The organism is Streptomyces viridochromogenes, from assembly GCF_001270495.1.
In the GTDB taxonomy this organism is placed as follows: Bacteria; Actinomycetota; Actinomycetes; order Streptomycetales; family Streptomycetaceae; genus Streptomyces; species Streptomyces viridochromogenes_A.
Window position 1 is genome coordinate 115,071 of sequence record NZ_LGUR01000014.1, and the last position, 20,052, is coordinate 135,122.

Consider the following 20,052-nt stretch of genomic DNA (forward strand, 5'->3'; position numbering starts at 1 on the left):
GGGCCGTCCTGGTGGGTGGTTCGAGATCCGGTGGGGTTGTCCGGTGAACGTCCACCGGATCTCGCGGGTTCCCGCCGGCCGCCAGCCCTCAGCCCCCAGCCCTCAGTTCGAGTCGGCGTCCGAAGCGATCGGGTGACCAAGCGGGACCCGGAGGCCCGGAGCGATGTCCTCGTGCCGTTCGACCGGCGCGGAAGCACGCCGCTGCTGCGTCCGCTTCGTCCGCTTCGTCTGCTTGACCGGCTTGCCGCAGAACGCGGACTCCAGCGTGCCCAGCATGGAGTTGAGAACCGTGCCGTTGTTGGACGTGTTGGCGAGCGCGGCCAGGCTCCGCTTGCCGTCCTTGGACGCGAACGCGTAGGTGTAGTACCCCTGGACGGCGCCCGTGTGGCCGTACACGGAGATCCCGCACGACAGGTCGCGGCGCCGCAGCCCGAGCCCGTACGCCTGTGTGCTGCCGGCCGGTACCCACCGCTGCATCTGGGCCAGCTGCGCCTTGGAGGTCAGTCGGCCGCCGAGCAGCGCCGACAGGAAGGTGTTGAGGTCCCGCGTGGTGGAGATGACCGCTCCCGCGCTCCGGGCCCAGGACACCGTCTGCTCCGTGGCGTCGACCAGCGCCGCGCCCGCCGTGTCCGGGGTGAGATAGCCGCGGGCGTGCCGGCCGGGGATCTTCTTTGCGGGGTGCACATAGAACGTGTCGCCCAGCTCCAGCGGCTTGATGATCCGGTTCTGGTACTCGGTCCGCACCGAGTGCCCGGTCAGCTTCTCGATGAGCATCCCGGCGACGACGAAGTTGGTGTTGGAGTAGGAGTACGCGCCGCCGGGCCTGGTGGTCCGTGGCTTGCTCAGGGACCGGTTCACCAGCTGCCGGTAGGTGAAGACCTTGCTGCGGACCGCCTCGAAGCCGGGAACCGTCCGCGCGAACATCTCGTTGGTGTAGTCGTGCAGGCCGCTGCGGTGGCTGAGCACATGCCGCACCGTGATGCGGTCGTCGGGCAGCAGTCCCGGCAGATAGCGGTTGACCGGGGCGTCGAGCTTCAGCTTCTTCTCGTCGGCCAGTTGCAGCAGGACGACGGCCGAGAAGATCTTGGTGACGCTGCCGATGCGGAACCGGTCGGCGTTGCTGATCGCCCGCCGGGACTTCCGGTCGGCGACACCGACGGCCGCCCAGTGGACCGCGCCGCGGTCGTCGAGGCGCGCGATCGCGCCGGGTGCGCCCTGCCGCCGCGCCCCGCGAAGGACGTTCCAGACGCCGGTGATGTCCGGGGCGGGCAGGACGCCCGCCTCTGCGTCGACCGTGGTGGCGCCGGGCTTCCCGGCCCCGGGCACGGCGTGTGCGGGAACCGTCAGGAGTGACACCAGGACCGCCGCCATCGCCGTACCTCTGACCACCGTTGCTGAGACCATCCGGCTTCCTCCGGTTTCTGTCGATGCGCCGCTCGTAGGGGAACGATCGCCTCCGTGCGGGGCAACCTTCTCGCATCTCGTCAGATCGCCACGGACGACGCACAGTTGGACAGGCATTGATCACCGGGTAGGAGTCCTTGACCGCCGATCGGAGCCGCCTGTGAACGAATCCTGTTTCTTTTATTGACGGCGGAAAATAATGGCCCTAGGTTCCGGGCATGTCCTCGACCCGCCGCGCCGAGACGTTCCCGGCGAGCACGCCGGCCGCCGCGCAGATCTTCACCACGGTCCTGTCCCACGGGCCGCTCACCCGCCTGGAGGTGGCCCGGCGGGCGGGACTGTCCCCGGCTGCCGTCACCAAGGCGGTCCGTCCCCTGATCGAGGCCGGCTACCTGGTGGAGGAAGCGGACGAGCCGGCCCGGCCCGCGCTCGGCCGCCCCGCCAACCAGGTGCGCGTCGACGGGGGACGGGCCCTGTTCATCGGCGTCAAGGCGACCGGCGACGAGATCATCGGCGTGCTCACCGACCTGTGCTGCCGTATTCATGTCGCCCGGCACACCCCGCTCCCGGACCGGGAGCCGAAGGCGGTGCTGGCCTCGGTCGCCGAGCTGGTGGGCGAACTGCTCGGTGAGGCGGGCGACTTGGGCGTACCGGTCCTGGGCCTCGGCATCGCCGTCTCCGGAGACGTCGACCGTGGCGCCGGCGTCGTCCGCTACTCGCCGTTCCTGGAGTGGCGGGACGTACCCCTCGCCGAACTCGCCGCCACGACCACCGGGTTGCCGGTCGCCGTCGACAACGACGTACGGGCCCTCACCGTCGCCGAGCAGTGGTTCGGGGCCGGCGTGGGGCTGTCCGACTTCGCCGTGGTGACCGTCGGCGCCGGCATCGGCTGCGGGCTCGTGGTGCACGGCCGGGTGGTCGCCGGTGCGCACGGTGTGGCCGGCGAGATCGGCCATGTCACCGTCGACCCTGCCGGGCCGCCCTGCCACTGCGGCAACCGCGGCTGCGTGGAGGCGATCGCGGGGGACGCCGCGATCGTCAGGCGGATCCGCGAGACCACGGGCCTCGAAGTCGCCGGCACCGCCGAGGCCGTGGCGCTGGCCCACCAGGGCAACGCCGGGGCCCGGGAGGCCTACGCGCGCGCGGGCGACGCGATCGGCCGCGGCATCGCCACCGTGGCCAACCTGCTCGGCCCCGAGCGGGTGATCATCTCCGGCGAGGGCCTCGCCGCCCACGACCCGTTCGCCGAACAGATCCGCGACGCGTTCGCCGCGGCCGCGTTCGGCTCCGCCGACCGGTGCGACGTACAGACCCGCCCACTGCCCTTCGAGGAGTGGGCGCGCGGGGCCGCGGCCACCGCGATCCAGTCCTTCATCAGAGCCGACGACCAGCGCTGAGCGCTCCGCCGGCTGTGTCGATCAACGGCTCCACCGCGGGGCCGCGATGGGCCGCCCGTCATGTGCGCACTCGTCGTGGCTGGTCGCGCCCGCGCCGCGGCAGCCGCATCTCGACACGGCCCCGCGCCCCTTCAGGGCACTGCCGAACCGCAGCCGACTTCCCCAGGTCTGCTCGGAACCGCTGAACCAACCCCGGGAGGTACGACCCATGCAGTCATCCCCGTACTCCGTCATGCCCGCACGCACCCTGAGAGCCGTGGTGGTCCTGGCCCTCACCGCCGCCGTCCCCACCGCACAGGCCGACACCGCCTCGCCCCCGGCCGCACCGGCCACCACGGTGGCCGCCAAGCCCTACATGGGCTGGACGAGCTGGACCATGCAGTCGTCGAAATACCCGGGCCTCAATCCGAAGGGCGACTACAGCTACCTGTCCGAGGCGAACGTCGGCAAGCAGACCGACGCCATGGCCGCCAAGCTGAAGAAGTACGGCTACGAATACGTCAACATCGACGCCGGCTGGTGGATGGACTGGTCCTGGAAGCCGCGGTTCGACGAGTACGGCCGCCAGCAGGCCGACCCGGAGCGCTTCCCGAGCGGCATGAAGGCCGTCGCCGACCGCATCCACTCCAAGGGCCTCAAGGCCGGCATCTACCTCCCGGTCGGCCTGGAGAAGGGGGCGTACGGCGACGGCAGGAACCCCATCTGGAACGCCGAGGGCTGCACGACCGGCGACATCGTCCACGACGACCTGCGCACCACCAACGGCTGGGACAGCGCCTACAAGATCGACTTCTCGAACCCCTGCGCGCAGAAGTACATCGACTCCCAGGCGCGGATGTTCGCCGACTGGGGCTACGACTTCCTCAAGCTCGACGGCGTGGGCCCCGGCTCGTTCAAGAACGGCGACAACTACAACAACGTCGCCGACGTCGCCGCCTGGCAGCAGGCCATCAAGACCGCCGGCCGCCCGATCCACCTGGAGCTGTCCTGGTCCCTCGACTACGGGCACGTCGCGGACTGGAAGAAGTACTCCAACGGCTGGCGCATCGACACCGACGTCGAGTGCTACTGCAACACCCTCGTCACCTGGGAGAACTCCGTCGACGACCGCTGGGACGACGCCCCGGCCTGGACCGCCCACGCCGGCCCCGGCGGCTGGAACGACCTCGACTCCCTCAACGTCGGCAACGGCGAGATGGACGGCCTCACCAAGGCCGAGCGGCAGAGCTACGCCACCCTGTGGGCGATAGCCAAGTCCCCGCTCTTCACCGGTGACGACCTCACCAGGCTCGACTCCTACGGCCTGAAGCTGCTGACCGACCGCGAGGTCATCGCGATCAACCAGAGCGGCGCCCCGCCCGCCGAGCCCGTCACCGCCTCCGACCCGCAGCAGGTGTGGGCCGCGAAGAACCCGAACGGCACCTACACCGTGGCCCTGTTCAACCTCTCCGACGCACCCGCCGCCGTCACCGCGCACTGGTCCACCCTCGGCTTCCAGGGCAGGGCCTCGGTGCGCGACGTGTGGAACAAGGAGAACCTCGGCGGCCACACCGACAAGATCACCCAGGCCCTCCCCGCACACGGCTCCCGGCTCTTCACCGTCACCCCGCGCGGCACGGACCTCGCATGGACCGGCTACGAGGCCGAGGCCGGCGGCAACACCCTGAGCGGCAACGCCTCCGTGGCCGACTGCTCCGCCTGCTCCGGCGGCCGCAAGGTCGGCAACCTCTACACGGGCGGCAAGGTCACCGTCAACGACGTCGTGGTCGCCGAGGCCGGCACCTACCTGATCAAGGTCGGCTACGTCAGCGGTGACTCCCGGTCGATCCTGGTGTCCGCCAACGCAGGCGCCGCCGCCTCGCACAAGTTCGCCTCCACGGGCGACTGGTCCACCGTCAACAGCGTCCACGTGCCGGTGAGGCTGAAGGCCGGAGCCAACACGATCACGTTCGACAGCGGGACCGGCTACGCGCCGGACATCGACCGGATCGACGTACCGAAGTCGTCCTGACCGAACCCCGGGCACCCGCCCACGACCGCCAGGAGCCCGCCATGGACACCACCCCGTCCGACCACCCGCACAGACGCGGCCTGCTCGCCCTCGCCGCGGCGACCGGGGCCCTCACCGCGTCGGCCGCACCGCGACGACCCGCCGATTCGGAGCGGCGGCGGACACGGTCCGCGCCGCCGCCCACCCGGCCGACACCCTGCTGCGCACCCATGTCGCCGACTACCGGGACCTGTACGGGCGGATGGATCTCTCGCTCGGGACATCGTCCGCCGAGCAGCGCTCGCTGGACACCTGGGAACGGCTCCGGGCACGCGCTCGGGACGGCGTACCCGACCCCGAACTCGAAGCCGCCTACGTGCACTTCGGCCGCTACCTGATGATCTCCGGCTCGCGCGGGAGCCTGCCCCTCGCCCTGCAAGGGCTGTGGCTCGACGGCAACGACCCGGACTGGATGGGCGACTACCACACCGACATCAACATCCAGATGAACTACTGGATGGCCGACCGGACCGGCCTGTCCCCGTGCTTCGACGCCCTCACCGACTACTGCCTGGCCCAGCTCCCGTCCTGGACCGACCTCACCCGCCGCCTGTTCAACGACCCGCGCAACCGCTACCGCAACTCCACCGGCCAGAACGCCGGCTGGACTGTCGCCATCTCCACCAACCCCCATGGCGGAGGCGGCTGGTGGTGGCACCCGGCGGGCAACGCCTGGCTGTGTACCACCCTGTGGGAGCACTACGAGCAGACCGGGTCGCGCGAGCACCTGAAGAAGATCTACCCGCTGCTCAAGGGCGCCTGCGAGTTCTGGGCCGCCCGGCTGCTCACCACCACGCTCCCCGGCACCTCGAAGGAGGTGCTGATCGCCGACAGCGACTGGTCGCCCGAGCACGGTCCGCTCGACGCCAAGGGCATCACCTACGCTCAGGAACTGGTGTGGGCGCTCTTCGGGCACTACTGCACCGCGGCGGCCGAGTTGCGGACGGACACCGGCTACGCGGCTACGATCGCCTCACTGCGCAGAAGGCTGTACCTGCCGCAGGTCAGCGCGACCACCGGCTGGCTGGAGGAGTGGATGTCCCCCGACAACCTAGGCGAGACCGCACACCGGCACCTGTCCCCGCTCGTCGGCCTGTTCCCCGGCGACCGCATCCGCCCCGACGGCTCCACCCCGGCCGACCTCGTCACCGGCGCCACCGCCCTGCTCACCGCGCGCGGCATGGAGAGCTTCGGCTGGGCCAACGCATGGCGCGGCCTGTGCTGGGCCCGGCTGAAGAACGCGGAGAACGCCTACCAGCTGGTCGTGAACAACCTCCGCCCCTCGACCGGCGGCTGCAACGGCACGGCACCCAACCTCTTCGACATCTACGAGGTGGAACGCGGCCGGGGCATCTTCCAGATCGACGCCAACTTCGGTACCCCGGCGGCGATGATGGAGATGCTGCTGTACTCGCGGCCGGGGCACATCGAACTCCTCCCGGCACTTCCCGACGCCTGGGCCGCCTCGGGTTTCGTCGCGGGCGTCGCCGCGCGCGGCGGCTTCGAGGTCGAGCTGCGCTGGCGCGACGGGAAACCGACGCGGGCGCGGATCCACAGCGTCGGCGGCCGTACCACCACCGTCGCGTACGGCGGTGTGTCCCGTACGGTCACCCTGCCGCCCGGCGCCTCCGTCACGCTGAAGGACTTCGCCCGGTGAGGGCCGCACTTGCGCTGGCCGCCGTCCTGCTGACGGTCGTCGCCTGCCAGTCCGCGCCCGCACCCGCCGAGGCGACCGCGGAGCCGAGCGGCGTCGTCACCTGGGCGGCGAGCGCCGACCGCGTGGGCGACGGCGTCGCCGGCCGCAGCTATCGGCTCGTCGTGCACACCAGCGTGGGCGGCACCGGCGTCCGGGTCCGCCTCTCCAACGCCTTCGGCGATCGGCCGCTGACCCTCGACAGCGTCTACGCCGGCATCCAGAAACAGGGCGCCGAGCTGCGGCCCGGCAGCAACCGGCGCCTGGCCTTCGGCGGTGCGCGCACGGTCACCGTGCCGGCGGGCGGCACCGTGTGGAGCGACCCGCTGCCCGGCAGACTGCCCGCCGCGGCCAACCTCGTCGTCAGCCTGCACAGCCCCGACGCGGGCGGCCCGGCGAGCGGCCACTGGATGGCCCTCCAGTCGTCGTACGCGACCCAGGGCGACCACACCGCCGAGGAGAGCGGCGCCGCCTGGACCATCCCGACCGGCTCCTGGTTCTACCTCGACGCCGTCTCCGTACGCGCCCCCGCGGGCACCGGAGCGGTGGTCGCCCTCGGCGACTCCATCACCGACGGCTGGCAGTCCACCGCCGACCTGAACCGCCGCTGGCCCGACTACCTCGCCCGCCGCCTGAAGCGTACGGACGCGGCCGTGAAGGGCGTGGCCAACGAAGGTATCGCCGGGAACAAGGTCCTCACCGACGGCCCCGGCCAGAGCGCCCTGAACCGGCTGGAGCGGGACGTCCTGTCCCAGCCGGGCGTGCGGACGGTGTTCCTCTTCCAGGGCGTGAACGACATCAAGGCCCACGCGGGCGTCACGGCCGAGGACCTGATCGACGGCTACCGAGAGATCGTCGAGCGGGCGCACGCGGCCGGCAAGTGCGTCGTCGGCGCGACCGTCGGCCCCTTCAAGGGCTGGCACGAATGGGACCCGGCCGGTGAGGCCGTACGCCAGGAGGTCAACGCGGCCATCCGCACCACCGGCGTGTTCGACGCCGTCACCGACTTCGACCGCGTCCTGCGCAGCCCCTACGACCCCGCACGGATGCTTCCCGCCCTCGACGGCGGCGACCACATCCACCCCAACGACAAGGGGATGCAGGCGATGGCCGACGCCGTCGACCTGACGGCCCTGGAGTGCGACACGGCCCCCTGAGGTGCGCGGCCGCAACCCGCGAGCCAGTGAATCCGGGCTCTCAGGCGCGCAACGTCTTCGCCCAGTCGGCCGGCACCCGCCCCGCGGGCCCCGGTGCCGGCTGCTCGGCCGGATGGCTCACCGGCGCGGCCAGCTCGGGCCCCGACTCGTACATCTCGTTCGACGCGTAGTCCCAGTACCAGTTCTCACCCGGTTCGAAGCTCTGCACCAAGGGGTGGCCGGTCTCCCGGAAATGCCCCGTCGCGTGCTTCGCGGGCGAACTGTCACAACACCCCACGTGCCCGCACTGCGCACATCGCCGCAGATGGAACCACCACCCGCCCGCCTCGTCGCACTCGACACACCCGCTGCCGCTCGGCGGAACGCTCGCGTCGATTCCCTTGTCGCCCTGGTCGCTGGTCATGCGGACTCCTCCTCGGCCGATGTGAGCGGAAGCAGCACCCGGAAGCGCGTGTCACCCGGCTCCGACTCCACCTGAATGGTTCCGTGGTGCTTGTTGACCACGATCCGCCAGGAGATGTCGAGGCCGAGCCCGGTCCCCTCACCCACGGGCTTCGTCGTGAAGAAGGGATCGAAGATCCGCCCCCGGTGCTCGGCCGGGATACCGACACCGGTGTCCCGGAACTCCACCAGCAGCCGATCGTGATCCGGGGCCGTCCGTACCGTCAACGTCCCTTCGCCGCCCGCGCTGTTGATGGCGGCGACCGCGTTGTCGATCAAGTTGGTCCACACCTGGTTCAGCTCCGCCGGGTACGCCGGGATCTTCGGCAGCGAACGGTCGTACTCCTTGACGACCTTGATCTGCGGGCCGATCTTGGCCGACAGCATCATCAGGGTGCTGTCGAGGAGTTCGTGCACGTCGGCGTTCTGGAAGGGCGCGCGGTCGAGCTGGGAGTACTGCTTGGCGGCGTCGACGAGATGCGAGATGCGGGTGGTCGAGTCGTTGATCTCGTCCATCAACAGCTCGGTCTCGACGGTGTAGTTGAGCCACCCGATCGCGCTCGTCAGGATCTCCTCGTCCACCGCCGCCGCGACCTGGTCCAGCCAGTCCACGTCGAGACCGGCCTGCACGAACGTGGGCGCGATCCGCCAGCCGTCCGGGATGCCGTGGTCGTCCAGCCAGTCGGCGAGCTCGTCCTCCCGGTCCGACGCCTCCAAGGGGCTCAACGCCGGCGCCTTGGCGACGCGTTCGGCGGTGCGCTCCTGGATGTCGATGAGGTTCGCCATGACCTCGGGGGAGTAGGAGCCCTGCGCGATGACGGCGAGCTTGTGCCGCATCTTGCCCACCCGCTCCCGCAGCGTGGCGGTCGCGCGGACGGCGGCCGCCGCGGGGTTGTTGAGCTCGTGGGTGAGCCCGGCGGACAACGAGCCCAGCGCCAGCAGCCGTTCGCGCTGGTTGATGGCCAGCTGGGTGCTCTTCTGGCCGAAGAAGAGGCCTTCCAGCAGATGCAGGGCCATCGGGAACCACTCGCGGATCACGGACGCGAAGGTCTCGGCGGGCAGCACGAAGAACCGCGTCGGCTCCGTGACCCGCATCGAGCTGTTGTAGACCTGCGGCACCCGGTCCCCGAGGTAGGCCTGCCAGGCCCCGGAGTACACCCCGCGCTGGGAGGTCCGGTTGACCTCCACGTCGTCGCCGCCGACCCGCCGGGACAGCACGACGGTGCCCTCGACCATCACATAGAAGCAGGTCGCGGGATCGCCCTCGGCGTACACGGGCCCGGGCTCGAACCTCTCCACCCGCCCCTCGCTGCACAGCCTGCCGAGCTGCTCGGGCGTGAGCTTCTCGAACAGGAACAGCGCCCCGATCTCCTGGGGGTTGCACGGCATCAACTGCCCGCTCATGACTGCTCCAGATAGCGGTGGACGAGCATCACGGCCATGGCTCCCTCGCCGACGGCGGACGCGACACGCTTGGCGGACTCGGCGCGCGCGTCGCCCGCCACGAACACACCGGGGACGTTGGTCTCCAGGTGGTACGGCGGCCGGTCCAGTTCCCAGTCGGCCGGCGGCCGCCCGTCCGACGTCAGGTCGGGGCCGGCCAGGATGAACCCGCGCTCGTCCCGCAGCACCGTCCCGCCCAGCCAGTCGGTCAGCGGGGCCGCGCCGATGAACACGAACATCCACTGCGCGTCGACGACTTCGGTCCGCCCGCTCTCCACGTCGCGCAGCGTCAGCTGCTCCAGGTGGCCGGAGCCGTGCGCGGACTCGACGACCGTGCCGGTGCGCACCGAGATGTTCGGCGCCTCGTCGATCTGCTGGATCAGGTAATGCGACATGGACACCGACAGCGACGCCCCGCGCACCAGCAGCGTCACCGACTTGGCACCCCGCGCCAGGTACATCGCCGCCTGCCCCGCCGAGTTGGCGCCGCCGACGATGTACACGTCCTGGCCCTGGCAGGCGGGCGCCTCCGTCAGCGCCGACCCGTAGTACACCCCGCAGCCGGTCAGGTCGTCGCAGCCGGGCGCCGCCAGCTGCCGGTAGGACACGCCGGTCGCCAGGATCACGCTGTGCGCGGCGACCGCCGAGCCGTCCGAGAACCGTACGACCCGGGCGGCCCCGCAGACCTCCAGCCCCGTCACCTCGCGCGTAGTGAGGATCTCGGCGCCGAACTTCGCCGCCTGCCGACGGGCCCGGTCGGTGAGCTGGGCCCCCGACACGCCGTCCGGGAAGCCGAGGTAGTTCTCGATCCGGGAGCTCTGCCCGGCCTGTCCGCCGGTCGCCGACCGCTCCACCAGCACGGTCCGCAGTCCCTCCGAGGCTCCGTACACGGCGGCGCCGAGCCCCGCGGGTCCGCCGCCGATGACGACGAGGTCGTAGAAGTCGGCCGTCGGCATCGTGGCCAGCCCGACCTGCGCGGCCAGCTCGGGTGCCTCGGGCGCCACCAGGGGCGTCCCGTCCGGCGTGATCACCAGCGGCAGCCGCTGCCCGTCCTGCCCGGCGGCGGCCAGCAGCCGCTGTCCCTCGGGTTCGTCGGCCGAGTACCAGCGGTACGGCACCTGGTTGCGGGCCAGGAACTCCCGCACCTCCGAGGAGCGCGCCGACCAGCGGTGCCCGACCACCTTGGTGCTGGGCACCGGCCGGTAGTCGCTGCGCCGCCATGCCTCAAGGAGGTCGTCCAGGACCGGATAGAGCTTCTCCTCGGGCGGGTCCCAGGGCTTGAGGAGGTAGTGGTCGAGGTCGACGACGTTGATCGCGTCGATGGCCGCGCTCGTGTCCGCGTACGCCGTCAGCAGCACCCGGCGCGCGCCCGGGTAGACGTCCAGGGCCTGTTCGAGGAACTCGATGCCGTTCATCTGCGGCATGCGGTAGTCGGCCAGGATCACGGCCACGAGGTCGCCGCGCAGCTTCAGCTCGCGCAGCGCCTCCAGCGCGGACTCGCCGGATTCCGCGCGCACGATCCGGTGCGACTCGCCGTAGCGCCGCCGCAGATCGCGGGCGACCGCCCGGGACACGCCCGGGTCGTCGTCCACGGTCAGGATGACGGTCCGCGCTGCTTCGGCGGCCTGTGTCATACGTCTCCCACCCCGGGCGTGGCCTCTCGACGCGGCGGCGAGCGTCCCTGTTGCGCGGTCACCGAGCCGACTCCCGGCCATCGTATGTTCGATCCGCCCGCTTCGCTCAGGTATGCGGGGCGCGTTCGATTTCCGCCATGTCCGCGCTCAGCGGCGACGCGCGGCGAGCACGCAGAACTCGTTGCCCTCCGGGTCCGCGAGGGTGACCCACGGCTGATCGCCCTGGCCGACGTCCGCGCGGCGGGCGCCGAGCGCGAGGAAGCGCGCGACCTCGGCGGCCTGGTCGCCGGGACGGAAGTCGAGATGCAGGCGGTTCTTGACCGACTTGCCCTCGGGGACCGGCACGAAGATCAGTCCGGGCAGCCGGTCCTTCTCGGGCCCGGTCTCGAACTCGTCGGCCGAGTCGTTCAGCACGACCCAGCCGAGCGCCTCGGCCCACCAGCGCCCCAGTGCCGCGGCGTCGGCCGCGTCGACGACTACCTGCTCCCAGGCGAGAGTCATGGGCGCAGCGTAGTGAAGACTGGGCCCGAAGGACGTGACCGCGACACTAGGAGGCAGCCGGAATGACGCGCCCGATCACGGCAGGGCTGGACGGCTCGGAGGAGAGCCTCGCCGCTCTCGGCTGGGCGGCCCGGGAGGCGGTCCGCCGGGGGCTCCCCCTGCGGGTGGTGCACGCCTGGCGGTTCCAGCCGCACGAGGAGATCGGGGTGGGGGATCCGGACACCCAGGCCCAGTGGGTGCGGGAGGGCCTCGCGGAGGCCGCCCGTTCCGTCACCGAACGGCACCCGGGCCTTGAGGTGACCACCGATGTCGTCGACGACAGCTCCGTCGACACGTTGGTCGCCGCGACCGCGGACGCCGAGATGCTGGTGCTGGGGTCGCGGGGCCACGCCGCGGTCGTCGGGTTCCTGCTGGGCTCCGTCGGACAGCAGGTGATCGCCGGGGCCGAGAACCCTGTCGTGCTCGTCCGCGCCGAGGACCAGGCGTCCGCCGAGGCCGCCGGGCGCGAGATCGTCGTGGGCCAGCACGGGGACGCGGACGACAGCGCCGCCACGCTGCGGTTCGCGTTCGAGACGGCCGCGGCCCGCGGCGCGACCGTGCGTGCCGTACGGGCCTGGACCCTGCCGCCGCTGTTCGCCTACAGCCCGGCCTCCCTGAAGCTCCTCGACGAGGCCGGGGGTCTGGAGCCGTACGAGAAGAAGGCCCTTGGCGAGGCGCTGCAGCCGTGGCGTGAGCGCTTCCCCGAGGTGCGAGTGGTCGAGCATGTCGAGATGGGCAGTGCCGGACAGGTGCTGCTGTCGGTCGTCGGGCGGACCCAGCTGATGGTCGTCGGGCGCCGCGCCCGGCGCACGGCCGTCGGCGCCCGGATCGGCTCGGTGGCACACGGCGTCCTGCACCACGCGCCCTGCCCGGTGGCGGTCGTACCGCCCGTCTGAGCCCGCCCGTCTGAGCCCGCCCGACCGAGCCGGTCGGCCGGCTCAGTCGTCCGTCGGCCGCAGCGTCTCCCGGACCTTGGGAAGGATGTTCTTGATGTAGTCCTCGACCACCGTGTCCAGGCCGATGTCGTGCTGCGCCCGCTCGGACAGGTACCAGCGGTGTTCGAGCAGCTCGTGATAGATCTCCGCCGGGTCCATGGAACTCCTCAGGTCCTGCGGCACGGTCCGCACGGTGGGCCGGAAGACATCACGGACCCAGCGGTGGGCGAGGACCTCGGGGCGGGCGCCGAGGGGGTCGCCCGGGGCGTAGTCGTCCTGGGTGGCCATCCAGCTCTCCAGGTCGTTCAGGAGCCGTCGGGCCTGGTTCTCCTCGGTGTCCAGGCCCGTGAGGCGCAGCAGCTGGCGCTGGTGGTGGCCGGCGTCCACGACCTTGGGCACGAAGGTGACCGAGTCGCCGTTGGCGGCGTGCTCGATCTGCATCTCGGCCACGTCGAACCCGAGGTCGTTCAGGCGGCGGATCCGGCGCTCTATGTAGTGGTACTTGCCCGCCGGATAGACCGACGTACGGGTCAGCTCCTGCCACAGGCCGTGGTAGCGGGCGCAGATCTCGGTGCCGAACTCGATCGGGTCCACCGAGGGGTGCAGCGCCCCGGACGCCTCCAGGTCCAGCAGTTCGCCGCTGATGTTGACCCGGGCGAGGTCCAGGTCGTAGTCGCGCTGGCCGTTGCTGAGCTGCGGGTGCAGATCGCCCGTCTCGGCGTCCACCAGATACGCGGCGTAGGCGCCCGCGTCGCGCCGGAACAGCGTGTTGGACAGCGAGCAGTCGCCCCAGGCGAACCCGGCGAGGTGGAGGCGGACCAGCAGCACGGCCAGCGCGTCCATCAGCCGGTGCATGGTCGCCGGCCGCATCGTCGTCTCGAACATCGAGCGGTACGGCTGCGAGCCGCCCAGGTGCCGGGTCACCAGCACCGACTCCAGCGGGCCGCCGGCCGTGTCGGTGCGGCCGGTGACCACGGCCAGCGGATCCACCGACGGGATGCCGAGCCGGTCGAGGTCACGCAGCAGTTCGTACTCGCGCAGCGCCGGCCGCTCGGCGAGCTCCTTGACGGCGATGACCTCGGTGCCGGCCCGGGCGTAGCGCACGACGTGGCGGGATATGCCGCGCGGCAGCGGGACCAGGACCTCCTCCGGCCACTGCTCCAGGGGCAGATGCCAGGGCAGCTCCAGCAGGAGCGCGGGGTGCTCCGGGTTCGTCGCGCTGATCTGCAGTGCCATGGGCCGTTCGTCCTCGCCTCGCCGGTGATCGTCGCCTCAGCCTAGAGCGCGCGCTCCCGGGCCTGAAGAGCGGCTTCTCGCACCGGGCCCCGGTGCAGGGGCCCGTGCCCGGGCAGCAGTACGTCCCCCTTGAGCCCTTCGAGTACGTCCAGGGAGGTCACGGCGCGCGACCGCTCGCGGTGGAACATGTCGGGCAGCAGCTGCGGTCCCCTGATCCGCGAGGTGGGGTGCCCGCTCACCAGGGCGTCGCCCGCGATCACCACGCCCGCGTCGGGCAGGTGGTAGGCGCAGTGCCCGTCCGTGTGGCCGGGCGTGTGCACCGGGACGGGGCGGCCGGGGAGGTCCAGCGGGCCGTCCGACGGGAACGGCTCGGGGGAGGTGACCGGGACGTGCGCGGTGCCGCCGGAGCGGATCGCGTGGACCGCCCAGGGCAGGACGCCCGGGCGCCAGCCGTTCTTCAGGACCGTCCCGACGTCCACCTGGTGCAGGAACTCCCGGCGTGCGTGCGGCACTTCGGCCTCGTGGAGGTATATCGGCGTGCCGTGGGCTGCGCGCAGGTACTCGGCGTTGCCCAGATGGTCCGTGTGCGCGTGCGTGATGAGTACGGCCGTGACCGCCTCCGGCGAGCTCCCCACCTCGGCGAGCGAGGCGAGCAGCTTCGGCCGGTCGCCGGGGTAGCCGGTGTCGATCAGGGTGACCGCGTCCCCCTCGGTCAGGATCACCCAGTTGGTGTTGCTGCCGTGCACCAGGTAGGTGCCGTCCGCGACTTGCCGCACATCTGCCCGCATGATCGTCCCGAATCCATGGTTCCGCTGCCCGAGGGCATCAGCAAAGCAGACCGCGAGGCCGCCGTGAGCAGCGGGTCCGGCCTCAGCCACGGTCAGGCGCGGGACGCCCGGGAGCGGCCCGCATCCCGAACAGGAAGCGCGTCACCCGTGTCCTGTGCACCACCGACTCGTACAGCACGAGGATCACCGCGAACGAGCCCGCCACGATCACCGCGTACTCGACGACGATCGGCGCCGACCAGCCCACCACGCCGTACGCGACGGCGACCACGACGGGCTGGTGCAGCACGTACATCGGCAGGGCGGCGACGCCCAGATATGCCATCAGCGGGCTCGGGCGGGCCCCCGCGGGCTGCTGTTCGCGCGGCCGGTCCAGGGCGCCGAGGATGGCCATCACCAGGCACCAGCCCGCCGCGCTGAACAGGGCGCGGGTGCCCAGCGCGAGCGGCGTGCGGTCCGTGAACGGGTCGTCCAGCGTCATGAACCCGGGGCCGCAGGCCGCGAACAGGAGGACCCCCGCCACACCGAGCGGGCGGGCGAACCGGCGCATGACCGCCCGGACCCGCTCGTCCCCGGCGAGGGTGAAGCCGTAGAGGAAGAACACCAGGTAGGCCCAGTGGTGCCAGGCCGCGTAGTCCTCCTCCATGCCCAGCGGCACCTGGAGCAGCGTGAGCGGCAGCACGGGCAGCAGAAGCAGGAGGGGGTGCCGGACGACGGCCCGCGCGGCACCGTCGCCGCCCGCCGCGAGGCGCCCCGCGACCGGCGCCAGCAGCAGACAGAACGCGAGCAGCAGGAGCACGAACCACAGATGGCCGGACTCGAAGTGGTCCCCGTCCAGGAAGAAGGGGAAGTCGGCGGGGTCGAGGTGGACGGTGAAGTAGCGGGGTAGGAAGTGCCAGTACGACTCGTGGTGGCCCGGGTCGGCGGCGCGCTGCCGCAGCCACTGGGGGAGCGGGTTCAGCGCGACGACGGTGAAGAGCAGGGGAACTCCCAGGCGCACCAGGCGTTCCCTGGCGAAACGGCGGGCGCCGCGGCGGCGCACGGAATACCGGGCGCCGAGCCCGGCGACGAGGAAGAGCACCGGCATCGCCCAGACCACGCCGAACCCGGCGAGGACGGTGATGACCTCGGTCGTCTCCGCGTTCTGGACGTAGTAGTCGCCCTCCGTGGCGAAGACCAGCGCCGCGTGGAAGAAGACCAGTCCGAGGACGACGAAGACCCGCAGCGCGTCCAGTTCACCGCGCCGGGGAGCGGTGGCCGGTGCCTGCGTCTCAGCGCTCACCCGGACCAGTGTGGGGGCACGGGAGGGCCTCGCCCAGAGGAACGGCTGCCTCCGGCACCGTCCGCCGGAGGCAGCCCTCCGCGCGCACCCGGGGCGGCCGCCTCTCCGCCTCAGTGCACGCCGTGCGGGCGGAACTGCACGCTGATGCGCGGTCCCGCGGCGCGTGTGGTCTTCGGTATCGAGTGCTCCCAGGTCCGCTGGCAGGAGCCGCCCATCACGATGAGGTCGCCGTGCCCCAGCGGACGGCGCACCGTCTCGCCGCCGCCCCGCGCCGGGCGCAGCAGCAGATACCGGGGCGCGCCCACGGAGAGGATGGCGACCATCGTGTCCTCGCGCGCGCCCCGCCCGATCCGGTCCCCGTGCCAGGCGACGCTGTCCCGGCCGTCGCGGTAGTAGCAGAGCCCGGCCGTGGTGAACGGCTCGCCCAGTTCCTCGGCGTAGTGCGCGGACAGCGCGTCGCGGGCCTCCGCGAGGACGGGGTGCGGGAGGGCGTCGTCGACGCCGTAGAAAGAGAGCAGTCGCGGTACGTCGACGACGTGGTCGTACATCGTCCGGCGCTCCGCACGCCAGGGCACCTCGGCGGCGACCTGTTCGAACAGGACGTCGGCCCCGCTCAGCCAGCCGGGCAGCACGTCGATCCAGGCACCGCGGCCGAGCCGGGTGCGGCGGAGCCCGGCGAGGGACCCGAGCCGCAGCTCGTCGGTCTGGTCGAAGAGGGAGCCCTGGAGGTGCGTGGCCATGGTTCCAGCGTACCCCTTAATCGAAAATCTGTTCCCATACGTTCCCTGTCGGAATGTGACCGCGCTCCCGGTCCACCCTTTGGATACATTCGTGTATCGGATACATTCCTGTATCGGACGGAGGAGGTCGGGGCATGGAGGCGAAGGAAACGAGCGGGCGCGTCACCAAGCGCCGTGTCCGCACGCGCGCCAACCTGCTGGACGCCGCGTTCGCCGTGTTCGCCGCCAAGGGGTTCGGCCGGGTCTCCATCGAGGAGGTCTGCGAGGCCGCCGGCTACAGCAGAGGCGCCTTCTACTCCAACTTCGACAGCCTGGACGAGCTGTTCTTCGCCCTCTACCAGCAGCGCGCGGAGCTGATCGCCGAGCAGGTGTCCGGGGCGCTCGCCCTCGACGGACCCGACCTGGACGTGCCGGCCGCCGTGGACCGGGTGACCGAGGTGCTGCTCCTGGACCGGGACTGGCTGCTGGTGAAGACGGACTTCCTGGTGCACGCCGCGCGTGACGAGGCCGTCGCGCGGACCCTCCTGGAACACCGCGCCCGGCTGCGCGGGGCGATCGCGGACCGGCTCTCCCGGGCGCGAGGGCACACCGCCCTGCCGGCCGTGCTCGGCGACATCGACGGTGCTGCCCATGCCGTGGTCGCCGCGTACGACGGCGTGACCACCCAACTGCTGCTGGACAGGGACGTCGAGCGCGCTCGCGTCTGGCTGGGGCAACTGCTCACCGCGCTGCTCACCGACGGCAGCGACACCACACCATGAGCACATGAGGACATGAGGAAGGGACGGTCGCCATGGATGCCGACGTCATCGTCGTCGGAGCGGGACTCGCGGGCCTGGTCGCCGCGAGCGAACTGACCAGCCGGGGCCGCAGGGTCGCGCTGGTGGACCAGGAGAACGCCGCCAACCTCGGCGGGCAGGCGTTCTGGTCCTTCGGCGGGCTCTTCCTCGTCGACTCCCCGGAGCAGCGGCGCCTGGGCATCAAGGACTCCCTCGACCTGGCCTGGAACGACTGGCAGGGCAGCGCCCAGTTCGACCGGGTGGACGACGAGGACTCCTGGGCGGTGCGCTGGGCGCGCGCGTACGTCGAGTTCGCGGCCGGTGAGAAGCGGGCCTGGCTGGACGGGCACGGCATCAAGTTCCTGCCCACGGTGGGCTGGGCGGAGCGCGGCGACCTGCGGGCCCACGGCCACGGCAACTCCGTGCCCCGCTTCCACATCGCCTGGGGGACCGGCACGGGCGTCGTGGAGCCGTTCGTCCGGTACGCCAAGCAGGCCGCGCGCGACGGGCTGCTCACCTTCTACCACCGGCACCAGGTCGACGAGCTGGTCATCGAGGAGGGCGCGGCGCGTGGTGTGCGCGGTACGGTCCTCGCCGACGACCACTCGGCCCGGGGTGTCGCCTCCAACCGCGACCGCGTCGGCGAGTTCGAGCTGACCGCCCAGGCCGTCGTCGTCACCACCGGCGGCATCGGCGCCAACCACGAGATCGTCCGCCGCTACTGGCCCGAGCGCCTCGGCACCCCGCCCACCGAGATGGTCACCGGCGTCCCCGCCTACGTCGACGGGCGCATGCTCGACATCAGCGCGCAGGCGGGCGTACGCCTGGTCAACCGCGACCGTATGTGGCACTACACCGAGGGCCTGCAGAACTGGGACCCCATCTGGCCCGGCCACGGCATCCGCATCCTGCCCGGCCCGTCCTCGATGTGGTTCGACGCCCTCGGCCGCCGCCTGCCCGACCCGTGCCTGCCGGGCTACGACACCCTCGGCACCCTCAAGCACCTGCGCACGGACGCGGACATCGCCGGGCACGACCACTCCTGGTTCATTCTCAGCCAGAAGATCATCGAGAAGGAGTTCGCCCTGTCGGGCTCCGAGCAGAACCCCGACATCACCGCCAAGGACCGCGCCGGGTTCCTGAAGGAGCGGGTGCTCGGCAAGGGCGCCCCGGGGCCGGTGGCGGCGTTCCTGCGCAACGGCGCGGACTTCGTGACCGCCCCTGACCTGGAGCAACTGGTCGAGAAGATGAACCAGCTGACGGACAAGCCGCTCCTCGACGCGGAGCGCATCCGACGCCAGATCGAGGCCCGCGACCTGCAGATCGCCAACCCGTACAGCAAGGACTCCCAGGTCCAGGGCATCCGCAACGCCCGCCGCTACATCGGCGACCGCCTCGGCCGGGTCGCCACCCCGCACCGCATCCTCGACCCGGCCGCCGGCCCCCTCATCGGCGTCAAACTGCACGTCCTGACCCGCAAGACCCTCGGCGGCATCCAGACCGACCTCGACGCCCGCGCCCTGGGAGCCGACGGGGCCCCCATCGACGGCCTGTACGCGGCCGGCGAGGTCGCCGGGTTCGGCGGCGGCGGCGTCCACGGCTACAACGCCCTGGAGGGCACCTTCCTCGGCGGCTGCCTCTTCTCGGGCCGCGCGGCGGGCCGGGCGGCGGCGCGACAGACGGGCTGACGGCGGCGCGTACGGCCCGCCTCCTCAGGAGCGATCAGGCGTCACGCCTGGAGGAGACGGGCCAGCACGGCGGCGTGACTGCGCTCGGGAGACTTCGACGAGGTCAGCAGGGTCACCTCACCCTTGCTCGCCAACTCCCGTACGTGGTCGACGAGTTCGGCCGCACCGGGCGCGGCCAGCTCCGCCTCGTACCGCTCGGCGAACTCCTCGTACGACCTCTCGTCCGCGTGGTACCAGCGGCGCAGCTCGGTGGACGGGGTGAGCCCCTTGGGCCACTCGTCCACACGGGCCGCGTCCTTCGACAGACCGCGCGGCCACAGCCGGTCGACCAGGACGCGCACGCCGTCCTCGGGCTCGGGTGCTTCGTAGACACGACGGATCCGAACACTCATGGCCGGGCCTTTCTCGGGTGCGGAGGGCAACCCGTCGAAGCTGACGAGTTCCTCCCCAGTGTCGGCCAAGGGCGACGCATGATCACGTACAAGAACCGTGTCCCGCCGCTGCGCCGGCTATCCGGCCCGTCGCCGCAGCGCCCGTCGCTCGTTCTCGCTCGTGCCGCCCCAGATCCCGATGAACTGGCCGGTGTCGACCGCCCAGCGCAGACACTGCTCCTGTACCGAGCAGCGCCGGCAGACCGCCTTCGCCTGTTCCGTCTGGACCAGGGTCGGTCCGGTCGTGCCGATCGGGAAGAAGAGGTCGGGGTCCTCATGGCGGCAGGCGGCGTGGTCTCGCCAGTCGTCCATCAAAGTCACCTGCGATCGTCGTATGTGCCCTCGGTGGATGCATTACTCGGTTTCGAGTCGCCTGTCGATGCGTGAGTGAAACCCCGTGGGGCACGGGCGAAT

Annotated in this window: 17 protein-coding genes and 1 pseudogene; 7 read left to right on the plus strand and 11 right to left on the minus strand. The window is 71.5% G+C overall.

Features of this window, described 5'->3' with window-relative positions:
- Positions 1–102 precede the first annotated feature (102 nt).
- Positions 103–1,404, minus strand: a complete 1,302-nt coding sequence (locus ADK36_RS04260) for a serine hydrolase domain-containing protein (RefSeq protein WP_053196416.1) — start codon at positions 1,402–1,404, stop codon at positions 103–105.
- A gap of 218 nt (positions 1,405–1,622) precedes the next feature.
- Here ADK36_RS04260 and ADK36_RS04265 point away from each other — a divergent pair, with 218 nt between their 5' ends.
- From ADK36_RS04265 to ADK36_RS04280, 4 genes and pseudogenes are all read left to right on the plus strand, one after another.
- Positions 1,623–2,801 (plus strand): ROK family transcriptional regulator, encoded by a 1,179-nt coding sequence (locus tag ADK36_RS04265; protein ID WP_053196418.1) that lies wholly within the window; start codon positions 1,623–1,625, stop codon positions 2,799–2,801.
- A 208-nt stretch (positions 2,802–3,009) separates the two neighbouring features.
- The gene (locus ADK36_RS04270) at positions 3,010–4,812 is read left to right on the plus strand and encodes an alpha-galactosidase D (protein ID WP_053196420.1); all 1,803 of its coding nucleotides are present in this window, start codon (positions 3,010–3,012) and stop codon (positions 4,810–4,812) included.
- Positions 4,813–4,984: 172 nt separating this feature from the next.
- Positions 4,985–6,508, plus strand: a pseudogene (locus ADK36_RS49935) (glycosyl hydrolase family 95 catalytic domain-containing protein); the annotation flags it as partial.
- Positions 6,505–7,701, plus strand: a complete 1,197-nt coding sequence (locus ADK36_RS04280) for an SGNH/GDSL hydrolase family protein (protein ID WP_048581945.1) — start codon at positions 6,505–6,507, stop codon at positions 7,699–7,701. The pseudogene ADK36_RS49935 and the gene ADK36_RS04280, both read left to right, overlap by 4 nt.
- A gap of 40 nt (positions 7,702–7,741) precedes the next feature.
- Here ADK36_RS04280 and ADK36_RS04285 read toward each other — a convergent pair whose 3' ends face one another.
- The 4 genes from ADK36_RS04285 to ADK36_RS04300 form a co-directional block, all read right to left on the minus strand.
- Positions 7,742–8,104, minus strand: a complete 363-nt coding sequence (locus tag ADK36_RS04285; protein WP_048581944.1) for a UBP-type zinc finger domain-containing protein — start codon at positions 8,102–8,104, stop codon at positions 7,742–7,744.
- The gene (locus tag ADK36_RS04290; protein ID WP_048581943.1) at positions 8,101–9,546 is read right to left on the minus strand and encodes an ATP-binding protein; all 1,446 of its coding nucleotides are present in this window, start codon (positions 9,544–9,546) and stop codon (positions 8,101–8,103) included. The genes ADK36_RS04285 and ADK36_RS04290 overlap by 4 nt, the downstream gene beginning before the upstream one ends.
- Positions 9,543–11,219, minus strand: a complete 1,677-nt coding sequence (locus ADK36_RS04295) for an FAD-dependent oxidoreductase (protein WP_048581942.1) — start codon at positions 11,217–11,219, stop codon at positions 9,543–9,545. The genes ADK36_RS04290 and ADK36_RS04295 overlap by 4 nt, the downstream gene beginning before the upstream one ends.
- 147 nt (positions 11,220–11,366) lie before the next feature.
- Positions 11,367–11,720, minus strand: a complete 354-nt coding sequence (locus tag ADK36_RS04300) for a VOC family protein (protein ID WP_048581941.1) — start codon at positions 11,718–11,720, stop codon at positions 11,367–11,369.
- Between the two features lie 62 nt (positions 11,721–11,782).
- Between ADK36_RS04300 and ADK36_RS04305 the strand changes: the two genes are divergently transcribed.
- The gene (locus ADK36_RS04305; RefSeq protein WP_048581940.1) at positions 11,783–12,655 is read left to right on the plus strand and encodes a universal stress protein; all 873 of its coding nucleotides are present in this window, start codon (positions 11,783–11,785) and stop codon (positions 12,653–12,655) included.
- A 42-nt stretch (positions 12,656–12,697) separates the two neighbouring features.
- Here the strand turns inward: ADK36_RS04305 and ADK36_RS04310 are convergent, their stop codons facing one another.
- From ADK36_RS04310 to ADK36_RS04325, 4 genes are all read right to left on the minus strand, one after another.
- Positions 12,698–13,930 (minus strand): DUF4032 domain-containing protein, encoded by a 1,233-nt coding sequence (locus ADK36_RS04310; RefSeq protein ID WP_048581939.1) that lies wholly within the window; start codon positions 13,928–13,930, stop codon positions 12,698–12,700.
- A gap of 41 nt (positions 13,931–13,971) precedes the next feature.
- Complete coding sequence (locus ADK36_RS04315) at positions 13,972–14,718, minus strand: MBL fold metallo-hydrolase (protein WP_048581938.1); 747 nt, start codon at positions 14,716–14,718, stop codon at positions 13,972–13,974.
- A gap of 82 nt (positions 14,719–14,800) precedes the next feature.
- Positions 14,801–16,000, minus strand: a complete 1,200-nt coding sequence (locus ADK36_RS04320; RefSeq protein WP_048581937.1) for an acyltransferase family protein — start codon at positions 15,998–16,000, stop codon at positions 14,801–14,803.
- A gap of 110 nt (positions 16,001–16,110) precedes the next feature.
- Positions 16,111–16,740: an alpha-ketoglutarate-dependent dioxygenase AlkB gene (locus ADK36_RS04325; protein WP_048581936.1), complete on the minus strand. Its 630-nt coding sequence runs from the start codon at positions 16,738–16,740 to the stop codon at positions 16,111–16,113.
- Positions 16,741–16,874: 134 nt separating this feature from the next.
- On the opposite strand from ADK36_RS04325, the gene ADK36_RS04330 reads away from it, so the two are divergent.
- Positions 16,875–17,501, plus strand: a complete 627-nt coding sequence (locus ADK36_RS04330) for a TetR/AcrR family transcriptional regulator (RefSeq protein WP_048581935.1) — start codon at positions 16,875–16,877, stop codon at positions 17,499–17,501.
- Positions 17,502–17,533: 32 nt separating this feature from the next.
- Positions 17,534–19,207, plus strand: coding sequence for an FAD-binding dehydrogenase (locus ADK36_RS04335; protein WP_048581934.1), 1,674 nt, complete (start codon positions 17,534–17,536; stop codon positions 19,205–19,207).
- A 41-nt stretch (positions 19,208–19,248) separates the two neighbouring features.
- Here the strand turns inward: ADK36_RS04335 and ADK36_RS04340 are convergent, their stop codons facing one another.
- Both ADK36_RS04340 and ADK36_RS04345 read right to left on the minus strand, forming a co-directional pair.
- Positions 19,249–19,599: a DUF488 domain-containing protein gene (locus ADK36_RS04340; protein ID WP_048582050.1), complete on the minus strand. Its 351-nt coding sequence runs from the start codon at positions 19,597–19,599 to the stop codon at positions 19,249–19,251.
- A gap of 117 nt (positions 19,600–19,716) precedes the next feature.
- Complete coding sequence (locus tag ADK36_RS04345; RefSeq protein ID WP_048581933.1) at positions 19,717–19,950, minus strand: WhiB family transcriptional regulator; 234 nt, start codon at positions 19,948–19,950, stop codon at positions 19,717–19,719.
- Between the last annotated feature and the right edge of the window lie 102 nt (positions 19,951–20,052).

Bases quoted from the DNA above. Each gene is read 5' to 3' on its own strand.
- ADK36_RS04260 (WP_053196416.1), bottom strand. From the start codon at position 1,404: ATGGTCTCAGCAACGGTGGTCAGAGGTACGGCGATGGCGGCGGTCCTG.
- ADK36_RS04265 (WP_053196418.1), top strand. From the start codon at position 1,623: ATGTCCTCGACCCGCCGCGCCGAGACGTTCCCGGCGAGCACGCCGGCC.
- ADK36_RS04270 (WP_053196420.1), top strand. From the start codon at position 3,010: ATGCAGTCATCCCCGTACTCCGTCATGCCCGCACGCACCCTGAGAGCC.
- ADK36_RS04285 (WP_048581944.1), bottom strand. From the start codon at position 8,104: ATGACCAGCGACCAGGGCGACAAGGGAATCGACGCGAGCGTTCCGCCG.
- ADK36_RS04290 (WP_048581943.1), bottom strand. From the start codon at position 9,546: ATGAGCGGGCAGTTGATGCCGTGCAACCCCCAGGAGATCGGGGCGCTG.
- ADK36_RS04295 (WP_048581942.1), bottom strand. From the start codon at position 11,219: ATGACACAGGCCGCCGAAGCAGCGCGGACCGTCATCCTGACCGTGGAC.
- ADK36_RS04300 (WP_048581941.1), bottom strand. From the start codon at position 11,720: ATGACTCTCGCCTGGGAGCAGGTAGTCGTCGACGCGGCCGACGCCGCG.
- ADK36_RS04305 (WP_048581940.1), top strand. From the start codon at position 11,783: ATGACGCGCCCGATCACGGCAGGGCTGGACGGCTCGGAGGAGAGCCTC.
- ADK36_RS04310 (WP_048581939.1), bottom strand. From the start codon at position 13,930: ATGGCACTGCAGATCAGCGCGACGAACCCGGAGCACCCCGCGCTCCTG.
- ADK36_RS04315 (WP_048581938.1), bottom strand. From the start codon at position 14,718: ATGCGGGCAGATGTGCGGCAAGTCGCGGACGGCACCTACCTGGTGCAC.
- ADK36_RS04325 (WP_048581936.1), bottom strand. From the start codon at position 16,740: ATGGCCACGCACCTCCAGGGCTCCCTCTTCGACCAGACCGACGAGCTG.
- ADK36_RS04330 (WP_048581935.1), top strand. From the start codon at position 16,875: ATGGAGGCGAAGGAAACGAGCGGGCGCGTCACCAAGCGCCGTGTCCGC.
- ADK36_RS04335 (WP_048581934.1), top strand. From the start codon at position 17,534: ATGGATGCCGACGTCATCGTCGTCGGAGCGGGACTCGCGGGCCTGGTC.
- ADK36_RS04340 (WP_048582050.1), bottom strand. From the start codon at position 19,599: ATGAGTGTTCGGATCCGTCGTGTCTACGAAGCACCCGAGCCCGAGGAC.
- ADK36_RS04345 (WP_048581933.1), bottom strand. From the start codon at position 19,950: ATGGACGACTGGCGAGACCACGCCGCCTGCCGCCATGAGGACCCCGAC.